Consider the following 14,216-nt stretch of genomic DNA (forward strand, 5'->3'; position numbering starts at 1 on the left):
TTATAATTGACCCGGCCGCGGCTGCCGGCTGGACAAAGAACGATTCCGGCCATCTGCTCTACTATCAGAACGGTAAGGCTCTCACCGGCTGGAAGGAAATCGGCGGAAAGCGGTACTACTTTGACGAGAACGGCGCCATGGTTGTAAATACGAAAGTGGACGGTTATGTAGTCGGCCCGGACGGGGCGGGGAAGTAATTTTACATCACATGAAGCATCCGCTTTTATGAAAGCCGGGAAAGCCCGTAGTTACGGGCTTTCCCGGCTTTTGAGAAGTTATAAAGAGAGAATCAAAAACCGACTAAATGATTCGGTCAAAAAGTGCCCTTCCCCGCATTCCGGCCGAATCCTCTGTAATACAGCACTGCTGCCAGCACCGCGGTAAGCACATCCGCCGCGGCCTGGGAAACGATCACTCCATGATAACCTGCCGTCCGCGACAGCACCGCGATACATACCGCAAACAGAAGTCCCTGCCTGCTCACGGACAGCAAAAAGGCCGGCCACGCTTTTCCCGCCGCCTGGAACACGGTGGTAAACACGAGCACAATCCCCACAAACGGCATGGTAACCAGCAGACAGCGCAGCATCAGGCTCCCCGCCTCCACTATTTGTACATCCTTCATAAACAGCGACAATATCTGTCTCGCCGGCCAGGCAAGCAGCAGGGAAAACACCAGCGCAAACACTACCTCCACCCCCAAATCAAACCGGATGATCTTTTGCAGCCTCTCCTTATTCCCGGCCCCGTAATTATATCCGATTAAAGGCTGGGCGCCGAAAGCAAAACCTACCATAACCAGCATGACAATCATATTTACCTTCATGGCAATTCCCATAGCCGCAACCTGTTTGGTGCCATAGGGGACAAGATAACGGTTCATTAAGGCCATCCCCAGGCTCTGCATCAGATTCGTAACCGAGGCCGGGATTCCTATTGCGAAAATCCCCAGCATTTCCCTCCTGCTTATCCCCGCCGCCCTTATGGAAACGGATAACTTGCCGCTTTTTCTGAGAACGAAACCTATCAGGATCACATCCGTTGCCAGATTCCCCAATACCGTGGCGACAGCCGCACCGCCTGCCCCCATTCCCAGACCGAAAATAAAGACAGGATCCAGAATGATATTCACCAGGGATCCGATGATCGTTCCTGCCATCGCTTCCACGGCCAGCCCCTCCGTACGCATCAGATTTCCCGGCGTCAGCGCCAGAATCACCGCCGGCGCGCCTATGGCCATATAGGTATAATATTGCGACGCGAACTCATACGTTCCCTCCCCCGCCCCCAGCAGATACAGGATCGGCTTTTGGAAAAACAGCATGATTCCGGCAACCGCAATACCGCAGACAATCGCCCCATAAAAACAGAACGCGCTCGCCCTCCTTCCATCCTCATCCCGTTTTTCCCCGAATAACCGGGATATCACCGAGCTTCCCCCCAGCCCGAAAATATCCCCCAAAGCGATCATCAGCGTAAAGACCGGCGCGCACAGGGATACTCCCGCCACCAGATCCGCATTCTGCGTTCTCGCAATAAAAAAAGTGTCCACCATATTATAAACCAGACTGACCACCATACTGAACACTACCGGCAGCGCCAGCTTAAAATAAGCTCTCGGCACGGACACTTTTTCAAATAAATCGTTTGTCATTTTCTCCACTCTCCTGTTCCGGGTTATCGGTCTAACTATAGCAGATCCGTTTGCATTTCCAAGTGACATATGTCACAATAAAAGAAAAAAACGCCCGGGCTTCGGAGGCTGTCATGAAAAAAATATACGATTCCCAAAAACTGAACACCTGTCTGGAAGCTTATGCCCTGCAACAGTTGTTTGATACACAGGACCTCCCCTTTTTTCTTATCCAATACGAAAAGGGGGAAACCATTGTCCACCCCCTCAAGCTTACCGAATATCTGCAGTTTGTCGTATCAGGCACCATTTCCGTTTATTCCATCCGCAAAGACGGCTCCCAATATACCCTCTCCGCCAGTGACGGCTTCACACTCCTTGGCGATATCGAATTTATCAAAAACGATTACCCCGCCTTTTTTGCCGAAGCACAAAGCGAGGTAACCGCCGTCTGCCTGCCTATGGAAAAAGCACGGAAGCTTCTGGACAAGGATATCCGCTTCTTGCATTATCTTCTCCATTCCCTCATAAAAAAGATAGAAATGTCCTCCCTGAACGAAGCCGTCTTTTCCAGTCTGGAAGAAAAGCTTCTGTATTACCTGCAATACACCTGCCCCCACAATACCCTTACCAATGTAGAACAAACCGCCGCCCATATCCACTGCAGCCGCCGCCAGCTCCAGCGCCTCCTGAAAAAACTCACCGACGGGGGAACCCTAATTAAAATCAAAAAAGGCTGCTACCGCCTTTCCGGGGCAAAAATCTCCGTATAATCCAAAACAGGCCGTCCTTCTTCGGTGAATTCCAAAGGCAGGATCACGTAACGGGAATCATGGTAATCCGAAGCGTTCCAACGATCCGCCACATAATAATATACCGTATTCCCTTCTTTTTCCACAGGAAGAATAAAAGCGGGCTGGGTACGGTAGGTCGTAGCATCCCCGATATCCGTCAGGCTGCTCCATCTGCCTTCCATGCTGTCTGCAAAAGCATAGCGGCACTGGTTGGGCGCCCATCCGGTACAATAGGAAGAAAACATATAATACCTTCCGTTTCGTTCCATAACCGCCGGCGCCTCCCGGTATTCCCCCTGCCACAGCTTATGTACCAGGCAGTCTACGTTCAGGTAATCCTCCGACAGCCGGTACACATGCATATCCGCATTATCCCTGGAAGCGGAGAGGAAATAAGCGGTTCCGTCCTTATCCTGAAACAACGTGCAGTCCCTGGACATATAGCCGAACGGATTAAAGCTGCCCAGATAAGTAAACTCTCCGTCCGGCGTGTCGCACACCGCGACCGCGCAGGCGGCATCCCGATAATCCACCCCGTTTTCCACATGCATCCACATCACGAATTTACCGGTTTTTGCGTTATAGAGCACCTTGGGCCTCTCCACATTGATTTTACCGCCCGTTTCGCTGCGCAGCTTCCGGTCTGTCCGCACACGGTATTCTGCAACAGGGGAGTCTGTGGTCAGCACATGGCGGCAGAAGGTCCAGTTAACCAGATCCGCGGACTTATACACACTCACATATCTGTTTTCCGTCCGGTTTTCCCCATACCAGTACCAGTTATCCTCCCATTGGAGCATATGCCCTCCATGCGCATGGAGGACATTCCCGTCCGTATCATACCATACCTCTCCGTTTACCCTTTTTGTTTCCATAAGCTGTTCCTCTCCTTCTTTCCGCGTAAGCGCCACCCCGGCATGACACAGTGCCTTCTGCCGGGACTGTGAGCGTTTCCTTCTTCACCAACCCAGTATAACAGCGTATTTTACAACATGCAATCCGTAATCCTCCTGCATATCACCCCCGATATGCACCTGCGCCCCCTCTTCCCTTACAGCCTCTTCGGACAAACATACCGGGGCAGTCCCACACTGTGCTTTCCGTATTCAATCGCTTCCCGGGGGCACCGGCAGATACAGGCCATACAATGGGTGCATTCTTTCCCCCATACGGGCTTCCCGTCTTTCAGGCGGATATTTCCAAGAGGGCAGCTCTTTTCACACATGCCGCAGGAAATGCAGGCATCCGTGGCATAAAATTTACCGGCATGCACGAAAAGCGGATAAAAAACGGTATTTACCACGCCGCTGCTGTGTTTATCCTTTCCGGTAATCTCCGGTTTCGGAAAAGACGTCCCCGCTTTTATCCATTGTATGATCTCATCTATCTTCTGTTCGGCCTGCCCGATCGTCACTAACGCTTCTTCCCTGGAAGGCGTTTCAAAAAGTGCAATATAATTCTCCGGCATGAGGACAGAGGCACATCCCTGATACGTCATCCCCTTTTTTTCGCAAAGCTTTTCCAAATATGCGCCTGCATTTCCGATATTGCCGCCGCAGGTCATCACAAAACGGATATCCCGGCTGCCCTCCAGCTTCGTCTTCAGCAGCCAGTCCGTAACCACCCGAGGTATCCTCCATGCATAGGTGGGTGTGACAATAATCCACGGCTTATCCGACCGCAATGCGGTATAATCCTGATTCCTTATTTTCTTAAAAAGATTGGAAACGTCATCTTCCGTTTCCCTGCCAATCCGTTTTGCTGCATATTCACTGTTCCCGGTACCTGAAAAAAATAAAATCATTTCTGTCTCCTATCTGCGCTTTTACACGCATGCGGCGGACACCGCATTCCAATCCGGGCCGCCGAAACCATTTTTTTACGGCCCTGCCCTCTTATCCTCTATCTTGTTAACCGGCCCTGCGGCCCCCTGATATCCCTATACCCCGCCGATATGGATAATTCCCTCATACACAAGCTTCATTAAATCCGCAAGCTTTTTCCACTGCGTTTCGTCCGCTCGGATATAATAATAATTTTTCGTACCTTCCTTCCGCATATTGATGATGCCCGCTTCCTTCAAAATCTGCAGATGGTGGGATACGGACGGCCTGGTCAGATGCGTCTTTGCTGCAATTTCTCCCACACGGATACCGTCCAGATCACTCTGCAGCAGTACGAGCAGGATCAACTGCCTTGTCTCATCCCCAATAGCCGTAAATGCTCCCCGGCATTCCTGAAAGCCCTGTGTAATCTCCTCCAGCCGCTGTTTGCAGTCTTTTTCCATATACCCTCCTTTACAAATATCTGACATCCAGCTTTTCACGCTGTGCGCTGCGCCGGTATTTTACCTTCGGATACCCCAATACTAATGTTGTAACCACTTTTTTTCCTTTTGAAACACCCAGCGCTTTTTTTAACTTCGGAGATAGATTGGCCGCCATGGAAAAAAAGCCGCTGAACAATACGCCAAGCCCGTTCGCCTCCGCCACAAACTCCATGTTCTGTGCCGCCAGAGCACCGTTCAGCTTCTCTTTTGACAGAATGACTATCACCGCCGGGGCATGGAAAAAGAAGAAATGATTATCCATTTTATTTCTTCTCGCCATGGGGCTGAACATATCCGCAAATGGCTTAACCGCCCGGAATACACGCACCGCCGCCTGTTCCAGTTCCTCTTTTCTTCTGTCCAGTACAACAAAAGACACATCCTGTGCATTCTTTGCCGTATGCGTCAGCCTGCCGGCCTCCAGAATCTGTTCCAGGATTTCCTCCGGGATTTTCTGATCCCGAAACTGCCGGATCGTCCGGCGGAACCGGATGGCATCCAGCACCTCCTCCGGTTTCAGATGCACCTCCCCTTTTATCGGGACAGGTTCGGCTTCATAGCCGCTGATCGTAACGGCCCCCTTCGGGCAGACAGCGACACAATGCCCGCACAGGATACAATCCCCGGACAGAATATTGGCTTTCCGGTTCTGTATCTCAATATTACGGGCGGCGCAGTCCCTTACACACATACCGCAGCCGATACATTTTTCTTTCTCTATAGTTATCTCATGTTCTGCCATTTTCCTTCCCTTCTTTCGTTAATCTTTGTTAACCATTATAGCAGGATCCGCAAAAAATGCGACATTGGTAAAGAAAATCGTTACGGACAGATTGGTTGCCGGCAAAACGCCATGCCCAATCGTCTCCTGCGAAGTTTGAGCGGATAATATAAAAAATCCGTACAAAAAGATGAAGTCCTTTCTGTACGGATTACCGTTTCTTGAGGGAATTGAACCCTCAACAAAGTCATTTTTCAAATTAAAATAAGGATGATATACAAGTAAAGATCCCGGAAACAGCAAGAAATGAATATACGAGTATCTGAAAATGCCTGCTGTCAATTCGATCTACAATACGGTTTCCCAATCTGCTGCCGATATATTGCCCCAAAATACCGGGAAGTACCAAAAGTAATGTAAATGGTTTTAAAATACCACTAAAGATACGGTTAAAACTGTTCATCAAATTGGTTATAAAGAAAAAGAATTGTATCGTTCCCAGATATTTCAGCTTTTCATTACCCAATAAAGCAAGAAAATACACTGTCATCGGCGGACCGCCGATGCTGAATAACCCATCCACCGTACCAGACAGTGATGCGCAGACAGCAGCGGTCCCCCAGTTCGCCTTAACTGTAATCTTTTGATTCATAAACGCCATATAAATGGCAATCAGCAGCAGAAACATTCCCAGCCAAAAGTTGATCCCAGACAGATTGATCGAAGATGCCAGACGGATCGTTATTGTACTCACAATCAGATATACCGCGGCCGGAAAAATTGCCTGTTTCCATTGGATATATTTACGGTAACGCCAGACTAATGTGCTCAATAGAAAAATTAAAATTAAGCTGGATAATCCGGCGGCCTGCAATACCGGCAGGTATAACGGAAAAAATACCATAACAAAGATTCCAAAGCCAAAGCCGGTCGTTGACTGAACGAATCCGCCGCCAATGCAGGCCAGAAATGTATATAAGAAAAGTAACCATTCGCTATCCATGAGCTCCTCCCGCATTACAGGCCCTGCGCGCTTCTTAAATACTGACGAGACAGCCTTGCTGATTCAAAGTGGTTGATTTTCTCGCAGCCGGCGGGAAGGCCGGCACATACAATCCCATCAAATTCAATACCACGGAGGGCTTCAAAAAATCCGGGAAGATTTAACGTCCCCAATCCCAATGGGACCCAGCTCATTCCGCGTCCGCGCCATGACAGCGTGGGATCCAAATCCTTAATATGGACATAATCAATCCGATCCGCGTAAACCTTTACTAAATGAATTATGTCAACTTCGGCAACCATCGCATGGCCGTCATCTACACAGAATCCAACAAGCTCCGGATCCGTTTGCCTGGCAAAGGCATCAATCTCCGGACGGCGGCAGACAGTCGTATAGGAATGGTGGTTATGCAGAAGTTTAATGCCCGCATTTTTACAATAGACCCCTAATTCATTACATAAAAGCGCATCTTTCTTAACCGCATCCCAGTCAGCCGGACAATCCAGTCCCTGATCTTCGGGCCAGTTCCCGCTTGAACAAATCAGATATTTTCCCCCCATTGCCGCTGTATATTCGGCATCCTCTTTGAGTTCATCCAGGCCTTCACTTAAATTGCAATACAAAGCAGACATAGAAACTCCATACTGATCACAGATCTTTATTACCTCGTCTGGAGTGAAGTGCTTTTTTAAATAGGGAAAGTTTTCGAGATAATCATATCCCAAATATGACAATTCTTTAACGCACTGTACAAACTGACTCCGAAACTGTTTCGAATTCCCAACGTATTGGTTTACCCACATCCATCCGGTATATGCTGTTTTCATATGTATTTTCTCCCTTTACGCTTTGACTCCGCCGCTGGTCAGCCCGTTAATAAATTTCTTTTGGTTAAAAAGGAACAGGATAACAATCGGTACAATAGACAACACGGCGCCGGGCAGCAGCACTTCCATCTTCTGTGCATTTGCGCTGATAAGAGAAGCCAGACCAATCGGGAGCGTGAGTTTTTCATTTGTTCGCAGGACTACCAAAGGCCACAGGAAACCGTTCCAGCTATTCATTGCCATCAGGATAGTCATTGCACCGAATGCCGGTTTCATCAGCGGCATCATGATTCGGAAATAAATACCGAATTCCGTACAGCCGTCAATGCGCGCTGCTTCCATAAAACTGTCTCCCAGGCTCGATACAAACTGCTGAAAGAAGAAAATACAGATAGGAGACAGGATGAACGGAAGGATAACACCTGCGGTTGTATTGATAATCTTCATGCCAATACAAAGCTTATATAACGGCAACATGATAATTTCCAACGGGATCATCATAACAAGCAGCATCAGTGTGAATATCAGCCCCCGGCCACGGAAACGGTATACACCAAGCGCATATCCGGTCATACTGGAAAAGAACAGCGCTAATATAGTTTGTAACACCGTAATCATAACGCTGTTTTTATACCATGAAAAATACATCCCCTCACGATATTCAGCCAGTGTGCGGAAATTGGCAAACGTAGCGGTATCACCTAAAACAAGAGAAAGCCCGCGGCTGAACATATATTGTGTAGGCTGGAGCGACGCAACTATTAGAAAATAAACCGGAAACAACGCCACCAGGGCCGCGGCTAAAATAAAAATTGTCAGCAGTGCCGACTGCCATGTAATTTTCTTTTTCATCATTCAATCCCTCTCCTTACCGAACATTCCAAAGCCGCGCAGCTGAACAAGGTTGATCCCCATAATAATTACCAGCAATACGATTCCTATGGCACTGCCAAAGCCCATGTCATTACGCTGGAACGACATCTGATACAGGTACCGCACAATTGTCAGGCCGATATCGCCGGGGGTCGAATCCACCCAGTAGACGTAGCTTTCCGTAAACATTCGGTAGCCTGCAATAACCGTAAGAGTAAAAATATAAATCAGCGTAGGCTTAATCATAGGAACGGTAATATTCCAGAATTTACGAAAGGCGGACGCACCGTCGATTTCCGCGGATTCATAAATATCCTCAGGAATACTTTGCAGAGCCGACAGACAGTAGACCATGTTGATACCAATCGATTTCCAGATATCCAACGTTACCATCATAAGGATACCGGTAGAATAGCCCATATTCCAGGCGATGCTTTCCTTACCAAACAGATGCAGGATTTGGTTAAACAGGCCGGAGTCCATATCACTGAACATCAGACGGAATGCGATACCGGCAATCAGTGCTGATACCAGCGATGGGATAAAAAATGCCGCACGAAACATATTACGCAGCTTCAGCAGCCTGGAATTAACGACTACAGCCAGCACGATCGGTATAGTCATCATAATCGCCAGCATACAGCCGGTATAAATGGTATTCGTGAGGATTGCATGGCCAAAGTGGTAATTAAACAGCCTTGCATAATTATGGAATCCAACAAACCGCTCTTTTCCAAAACCTTCCATGCTCATGAAGCTCATACGGATCGTTTCCAATGAAGGATATAGAAAAAATATGAGGAATGAAGCTATAAATGGTGCTACAAATATGTAGGGGGCCATTTTTTTACTGTACAGAATACGTTTTGGATTCCAGGAAGAACGAACCTGTTTTGCCTGCATTGTAATCACCCCTTAGTTTTTCGAATTGCGTACCTCATTGGCCGCATCGGTCAATGCCTGCTCCGGGCTCTTTTCTTGTGTAACAAATACCTGATACATCACGTTATTACGCATTAACTCCTGAGCCGTCGTGGATTTCGCATCGCTTGGATTGATAGGAGACGGAATGCCATTCTCAATATACGGCATCATAATTTCAAAGAATGATTCCCCTGAAAAATAATCCATCGGTTCCGTCAGACTTTCATCGGTCCATACATTAAGATTAACCGGATCGAATTTGCAGGTTTCCCAAATATTGATGGAGCCTTCATCGCTCAATTTTGCCCAATACAGAAGCTCCTTAGCTTCTTCAATATACTTGCATTGGCTTGTGATAGCTGTCGGTGTACCTCCTACACAGGTGGAACGAGGCTGTCCCTGCTCAAATACAGGAACCGGACGCACGATCATTTTACCGTAAAGGTCAGGCATATAGTCCATCAGACGAATCATATACCAGGATGGCATCAGCAAAGAAGCACAGTTGCCTCCGTTCATCCAATTATAAAAGCTTTCGTTGATCAGGTCACCGCCAGGAGCTTCTGTTGCCAATCCATCCTGGAATACATCATACATCCAATCCAATACGGCGATGTTTTCTTCACTGTCCATTGTCACATTGCCGTCCGCGTCGATATAATCCAATCCGCATTCGTTCAGCAGCGGCCAATAGGGACGCTGGTTCAGGGTTTCATATGCGGTCCACGCCATACCTGTCGCATCCGTAACCCTGCGGCCGATTTCAAGATATTGATCCCATGTTTCAATCGCATCAATTTCTTCTATGGTGACGCCAGCCTGTTTAATCAAATCCATATTATAGTACATGCAGGTGGCACCTACATGGGTAGGAATGCCGTAATAGGAGCCGTCTTTGGAATATAAGTCAAAACGGGATCTAACCATATGATCCAGTTCCGGCTCCACAATATCGTTGAGCGGTACAAGCTGGATATCTCCCTGCATAAAGTTCGACCACCAGGTGAGATTAACATCCACAATATCGGGAGCGCCTACACCGGACTGCAAAGCGATGAGAAGCTTATTATGCATTTCAGTAACCGGATAAAATTCCAAACTCAACTCAATGGGATTATTTGGATGTGCTTCATTATAAAGTTCAGCACCATACTCAAAAATATCGGTGTGTTGTTCGTTAACCCAACAAGTCAGTTTAATGGGATCGGCTGGCTCCGTTGTTTCTGTTGTTTCAGTTGTCTTTGGGCTTCCCGCAGTATCGCTGCCAGATGTGGCATCGCTGCCATTGGAACAAGCTGCCGTGGATACAACCATAAGAAGCGACAAAATTAAAGCTGTCAGTTTTTTCACTTTCATATAACATCCTCCTATGCTTAAGTCAGGTTTTCCTGTTCTTTAACTATCATTATAGATTGTCAAAAACACAACTCCAATCCACAGCGTTGTCAGATATGACAAAAATGACACATATATATGCAAAACGAATGTGCAATACAATGACATTTTATGTACAATTTCTACTTTTTCTTTTCCCAGGCATGTGGAGTTGTACCAGTATAGGACTTAAATACACGGAAAAAATAGGATTGATTGCCAATACCCACCCGTTCCGCGACTTCTTTAATCGACACACCCTGTGCAAGCAGCACTTTGGCCTGCTCAACACGATAACAGGCAACATATTCCGTAAAGCTTTTTCCACAGTCATGACTGAAAATACGGCTTAGATATGACTTACTTACATTCAGCTTTCCGGCTACCGCATCCAGGCCGAGATCTTCCTGGCAATGTGCATGGACATACTCTATCGCTTTAATGGTGTTGGAATTATAATGGGAAACCCGATCTGCCGTCTGAAAGAAATCAAACAGCCTGTTATAAGCGGATACAATCAGGCGGCGGTTTTCCTGGATGTTATCGCTGTTCAGTATTTCTACTCTCATAAGGGTGCAGAATTCCTGCAGCTCGTTGCTGAGCGGAACCGTTTTAATATTCCGTATGACCAGGTTCAGCAGCTCCAGGCATATAATCTGACAGGAGGTACGATCAGCCTCTCTATACAACAATCCGTCAAAGACGGCCTGCACAGCGGCCATGCAGTGCTCATGATCCCGACGTTCCACAGCATTAGCAATCTGCTTTTCAGATACAGTATCCAATGTGACGAATTTTCCAGGATTCAGAGAACGGCTTTCTGAAACATCGATTAAGGATCCATGTCCGGTCAGATACCGCAGTGACATCTCCTGACGTGTCTGACGATAACAGCCGGGAAGGCCGGATGGCTGCTGTACCAGTTTTCCCAGTACGAACGATGCTGTCAGGTTTGTGTATTTCTCCAGGTTCTGCCGGAGGGATTGTACCAGCTGCCTGCTGATATTCCAAAAATATTGCTGGCTGTTCCGGCCTTCAAAGGAAACAAGAGTGACGAACTCTCCTCCTCCGATTTCCGCAATAATCCCTTGTGCATATTGGCGTATGACCTCTTGAAGAATGGAAAGGATGGAAGGGCTGAGCATAACCAGCTCAATTTTGCCGCCTTCCTGTTCCAGCTTGTGGATGTTATCAAGCTGCATCAAGATAAGCTGGATATTACTTCCATGATTCAGAAATGGAAGCTGTTCTGAGAGGACAGCAGGATCAACAGTGTCGCCGTTTAGCAGGCTGAGTACCAATTGACGCTGGCTTTCCTTTTCACTGTTTTGCCAGTATGTTTGCAGAATTTGTGTATCCTTTTCTTTTTGCCGCGACTGCCGGATCTGCTCGGCACATTTCTGGAGTGCTTCCAAAACGACTTCACGATTCAGATCGTGCTTGAGCAGGTAGTCAATCGCACCAAGTTTCAAACTGGAACGTACATAGGTAAAATCTTCGTATCCGCTCAGCGCAATCACCGGCAGTTCAGGGTACATCTGTCTCACCCGTTCAATCAGATCCACACCATTCATACCGGGCATACGCATATCGGTAAGCAGAATATCCGGGCACAGACAGCGTATTTTTTCCAAAGCTTCCTGCCCGTTGGCTGCTTCCCTGTCTACAAGAAAACCATCCCGTTCCAGGCACAGATCCACCTTCAGACGAGTCCGCGCATATAATTCGTCATCAACGATCATCACATGATACATTCTCCCACCTCTTTCCCTGATCCGTTGTCTCCTCTGAGCCATCGGTCCTCACCGGGATCCTTACCGTTGCAATTGTAAAGCATCCCGGCATACTGTCATATGAAACCCCATATTCTGCCCCAAAATAAATTTGGAGCCTTTTTTGTACATTGGCTATCCCAATGCCATGAACGCTATGCTGCCGGCTTGTCCGTGTTTCCGTTGTGTGGCTGAGCCGTTCCAATGTGCCGGCATCCATGCCGCAGCCATCATCAATAACCGAGATCTCCACAATATTCTTTGTCCGGAAGCCTTTAATTGTAATATTAAGGAAACCACGTCCCGCTACAGTCCCATGAATCACAGAATTTTCCACCAGCGGCTCCAGTGTAAACGGGGGCAAAAGGCAGTCCTGCAGCGAATCATCAAGACACACATTAAGCCTGTATGAAGCTATGCCGCGGTACTGCTGAATATCAAGATACCAGCGAATATAATCAAGCTCCTCCGAAAGCGGTATAAAATCCCGCCCCGAACGAAGCGTACGATTCAGTAAAGCTGACAGACTCTGTAAAATATGGGACAGCTTAGCCTGTTGCTGCAAGTCCGCCATCCACGCTACCATATTGAGCGTATTGGTTATGAAATGCGGGTTGATCTGCATTTGCAGAAGTTCGATCTGTGATTCCTGCCGTTGCTTTTCGCTGCATTTAACCTGTTCGATCATCGTTTCCAGCTTGCCTGACATCGTATCAATACTCTGCGCAATGACAGCAAATTCATCGCAGCCCTGATCCTGAATACGTGAAGAAAAATCGCCCTGCTGGACCCGGTTTAGAACGTTCACAATGTGCCAAAGAGGGCGCTTCATCGTGCGGTTAAGCAGGAAAAAGACACAGGGTACCAATACCATCATGGTCAGCAGCAGAGTGATGACATCCATACTGTTATTCAATGCAATTTGTGAAAGGACACCGCCGTCAATTACATTTACCACATACCATCCTGTTTCTTCCATCTGCATGGCAATCAATGTATTGTCGAACATCCCCTCCGGATGAAAAACCTCTATTTTGGAAGAGTTGACAGAAGAAAGATATTCCATCCAGTCCGCTCCGTCAACGGTATCTTCTTCCCCGGTATGGATAATGACATTTCCCTCCCGATCCAACAGATATACCGTAGATGCTCCATCCCCCTCCAGATTGGAAAACAGCTCAGTAAGTACTCCCGCGCGCAATGTCATAATAAGGTATCCAACCGATTCATCCCCTATTAGCCGTTTCATTTTCAGGGCATAATAAATTACCGGTTCATCGGTCTGCGGCGCATGCCATTCCACACTTTTCAAATAATAATCTTCCGGTGTTGCATAATGCCAATAACCATTGCCGCTGCGATCGACATTTTCCATGATGCTGGCCTTACTTTTTTCATAGAAATACATATAGAACCGGTTCTGATTGTTATAGACATAGCACGGCCTGCCGTCAGGAGAAAGGATAATCAGTCCCGCAGAATCAGATGTGGAATTGAATCGTCCGACCACAGAATGAACAAGTTCTTCTGTTACAGGAACACGCCCAACGCTTGAATTTTCAGAGCTATAGCTTTCCGTAAAATCCTGAATATAGCTGTTATAGGCAAAATCAATTGCATCAGTACGGACATTCATTAAACGATTAAACAGATTGTTGCTTGTTTGTACCATGTTCTGCTGTGTAAACGATATGTAATTATCCGTTTCTCTTGAGTAGGATGTAAAAAATACAATTCCCGTTGCCAGAACCAGAGGCACGATACAAAGGGAAATGCAAACTATAAAAAAGCGTGTGCTGAGGGAGTATCGGCGCAGCCAAAGATAAAGCCTGTTGATCAGACGGCTGCCAAACTTAAACTTGTTACAAATTCTCATGCACCCACTCCTCTTCGTTCTTTTTATATAATTATATAAACAAAAGAGAGTGCCAGCAATCTCCAAAATTATCTAAAACTATACATAAGT

At 47.2% G+C, this 14,216-nt stretch carries 13 protein-coding genes and 1 pseudogene; 2 read left to right on the forward strand and 12 right to left on the reverse strand.

Translation table 11 applies throughout. The features are described 5' to 3' along the window. Positions 1-197: pseudogene (locus DXA36_RS12485) on the forward strand (hypothetical protein); the annotation flags it as partial. A 116-nt stretch (positions 198-313) separates the two neighbouring features. Here the strand turns inward: DXA36_RS12485 and DXA36_RS12490 are convergent. Then, on the reverse strand, positions 314-1,654 hold the full coding sequence (locus DXA36_RS12490; RefSeq protein ID WP_118679655.1) for an MATE family efflux transporter: 1,341 nt from the start codon (positions 1,652-1,654) through the stop codon (positions 314-316). A gap of 113 nt (positions 1,655-1,767) precedes the next feature. Between DXA36_RS12490 and DXA36_RS12495 the strand changes: the two genes are divergently transcribed. Continuing rightward, on the forward strand, positions 1,768-2,406 hold the full coding sequence (locus tag DXA36_RS12495; RefSeq protein WP_118679657.1) for a Crp/Fnr family transcriptional regulator: 639 nt from the start codon (positions 1,768-1,770) through the stop codon (positions 2,404-2,406). Here DXA36_RS12495 and DXA36_RS12500 read toward each other — a convergent pair. From DXA36_RS12500 to DXA36_RS12550, 11 genes are all read right to left on the reverse strand, one after another. Beyond that, positions 2,373-3,302 (reverse strand): family 43 glycosylhydrolase, encoded by a 930-nt coding sequence (locus tag DXA36_RS12500; protein WP_118679659.1) that lies wholly within the window; start codon positions 3,300-3,302, stop codon positions 2,373-2,375. The two genes, DXA36_RS12495 and DXA36_RS12500, sit on opposite strands and share 34 nt — an antisense overlap. A 176-nt stretch (positions 3,303-3,478) precedes the next feature. After that, complete coding sequence (locus DXA36_RS12505; RefSeq protein ID WP_118679662.1) at positions 3,479-4,231, reverse strand: EFR1 family ferrodoxin; 753 nt, start codon at positions 4,229-4,231, stop codon at positions 3,479-3,481. 135 nt (positions 4,232-4,366) lie between these two features. Then, a complete protein-coding gene (locus DXA36_RS12510; RefSeq protein ID WP_118679664.1) occupies positions 4,367-4,714 on the reverse strand; it encodes an ArsR/SmtB family transcription factor in 348 nt (115 codons plus the stop codon). A gap of 10 nt (positions 4,715-4,724) precedes the next feature. Next, the gene (locus DXA36_RS12515) at positions 4,725-5,498 is read right to left on the reverse strand and encodes a nitroreductase family protein (RefSeq protein WP_118679666.1); all 774 of its coding nucleotides are present in this window, start codon (positions 5,496-5,498) and stop codon (positions 4,725-4,727) included. Positions 5,499-5,736: 238 nt separating this feature from the next. Further along, the gene (locus DXA36_RS12520) at positions 5,737-6,480 is read right to left on the reverse strand and encodes a sulfite exporter TauE/SafE family protein (RefSeq protein ID WP_182479046.1); all 744 of its coding nucleotides are present in this window, start codon (positions 6,478-6,480) and stop codon (positions 5,737-5,739) included. 14 nt (positions 6,481-6,494) lie between these two features. Then, positions 6,495-7,307 (reverse strand): sugar phosphate isomerase/epimerase family protein, encoded by an 813-nt coding sequence (locus DXA36_RS12525; protein WP_118679670.1) that lies wholly within the window; start codon positions 7,305-7,307, stop codon positions 6,495-6,497. 15 nt (positions 7,308-7,322) lie between these two features. Then, a complete protein-coding gene (locus tag DXA36_RS12530; protein ID WP_243114642.1) occupies positions 7,323-8,162 on the reverse strand; it encodes a carbohydrate ABC transporter permease in 840 nt (279 codons plus the stop codon). Then, positions 8,163-8,942 carry a carbohydrate ABC transporter permease gene (locus tag DXA36_RS12535; protein WP_243114643.1) on the reverse strand — a complete coding sequence of 260 codons (780 nt, stop codon included), beginning with the start codon at positions 8,940-8,942 and terminating at the stop codon, positions 8,163-8,165. It lies immediately after the preceding gene. A 153-nt stretch (positions 8,943-9,095) separates the two neighbouring features. Continuing rightward, positions 9,096-10,460, reverse strand: coding sequence for an ABC transporter substrate-binding protein (locus DXA36_RS12540; protein ID WP_243114644.1), 1,365 nt, complete (start codon positions 10,458-10,460; stop codon positions 9,096-9,098). A gap of 161 nt (positions 10,461-10,621) precedes the next feature. Continuing rightward, positions 10,622-12,232: a response regulator gene (locus DXA36_RS12545; RefSeq protein WP_182479047.1), complete on the reverse strand. Its 1,611-nt coding sequence runs from the start codon at positions 12,230-12,232 to the stop codon at positions 10,622-10,624. Further along, entirely contained in the window at positions 12,210-14,126 is a 1,917-nt protein-coding gene (locus DXA36_RS12550; protein ID WP_118679676.1) for a cache domain-containing sensor histidine kinase, read from the reverse strand. Before DXA36_RS12550 ends, DXA36_RS12545 begins: the two co-directional genes overlap by 23 nt. Positions 14,127-14,216 lie beyond the last annotated feature (90 nt).

This window comes from Eisenbergiella sp. OF01-20 (assembly GCF_003478085.1).
In the GTDB taxonomy this organism is placed as follows: domain Bacteria; phylum Bacillota; class Clostridia; order Lachnospirales; family Lachnospiraceae; genus Eisenbergiella.

Coding starts and splice junctions, on each gene's coding strand:
- DXA36_RS12520 (WP_182479046.1), bottom strand. CDS start 6,480: ATGGATAGCGAATGGTTACTTTTCTTATATACATTTCTGGCCTGCATT.
- DXA36_RS12500 (WP_118679659.1), bottom strand. CDS start 3,302: ATGGAAACAAAAAGGGTAAACGGAGAGGTATGGTATGATACGGACGGG.
- DXA36_RS12490 (WP_118679655.1), bottom strand. CDS start 1,654: ATGACAAACGATTTATTTGAAAAAGTGTCCGTGCCGAGAGCTTATTTT.
- DXA36_RS12525 (WP_118679670.1), bottom strand. CDS start 7,307: ATGAAAACAGCATATACCGGATGGATGTGGGTAAACCAATACGTTGGG.
- DXA36_RS12535 (WP_243114643.1), bottom strand. CDS start 8,942: ATGAGCTTCATGAGCATGGAAGGTTTTGGAAAAGAGCGGTTTGTTGGA.
- DXA36_RS12495 (WP_118679657.1), top strand. CDS start 1,768: ATGAAAAAAATATACGATTCCCAAAAACTGAACACCTGTCTGGAAGCT.
- DXA36_RS12545 (WP_182479047.1), bottom strand. CDS start 12,232: ATGTATCATGTGATGATCGTTGATGACGAATTATATGCGCGGACTCGT.
- DXA36_RS12530 (WP_243114642.1), bottom strand. CDS start 8,162: ATGATGAAAAAGAAAATTACATGGCAGTCGGCACTGCTGACAATTTTT.
- DXA36_RS12550 (WP_118679676.1), bottom strand. CDS start 14,126: ATGAGAATTTGTAACAAGTTTAAGTTTGGCAGCCGTCTGATCAACAGG.
- DXA36_RS12515 (WP_118679666.1), bottom strand. CDS start 5,498: ATGGCAGAACATGAGATAACTATAGAGAAAGAAAAATGTATCGGCTGC.
- DXA36_RS12505 (WP_118679662.1), bottom strand. CDS start 4,231: ATGATTTTATTTTTTTCAGGTACCGGGAACAGTGAATATGCAGCAAAA.
- DXA36_RS12540 (WP_243114644.1), bottom strand. CDS start 10,460: ATGAAAGTGAAAAAACTGACAGCTTTAATTTTGTCGCTTCTTATGGTT.
- DXA36_RS12510 (WP_118679664.1), bottom strand. CDS start 4,714: ATGGAAAAAGACTGCAAACAGCGGCTGGAGGAGATTACACAGGGCTTT.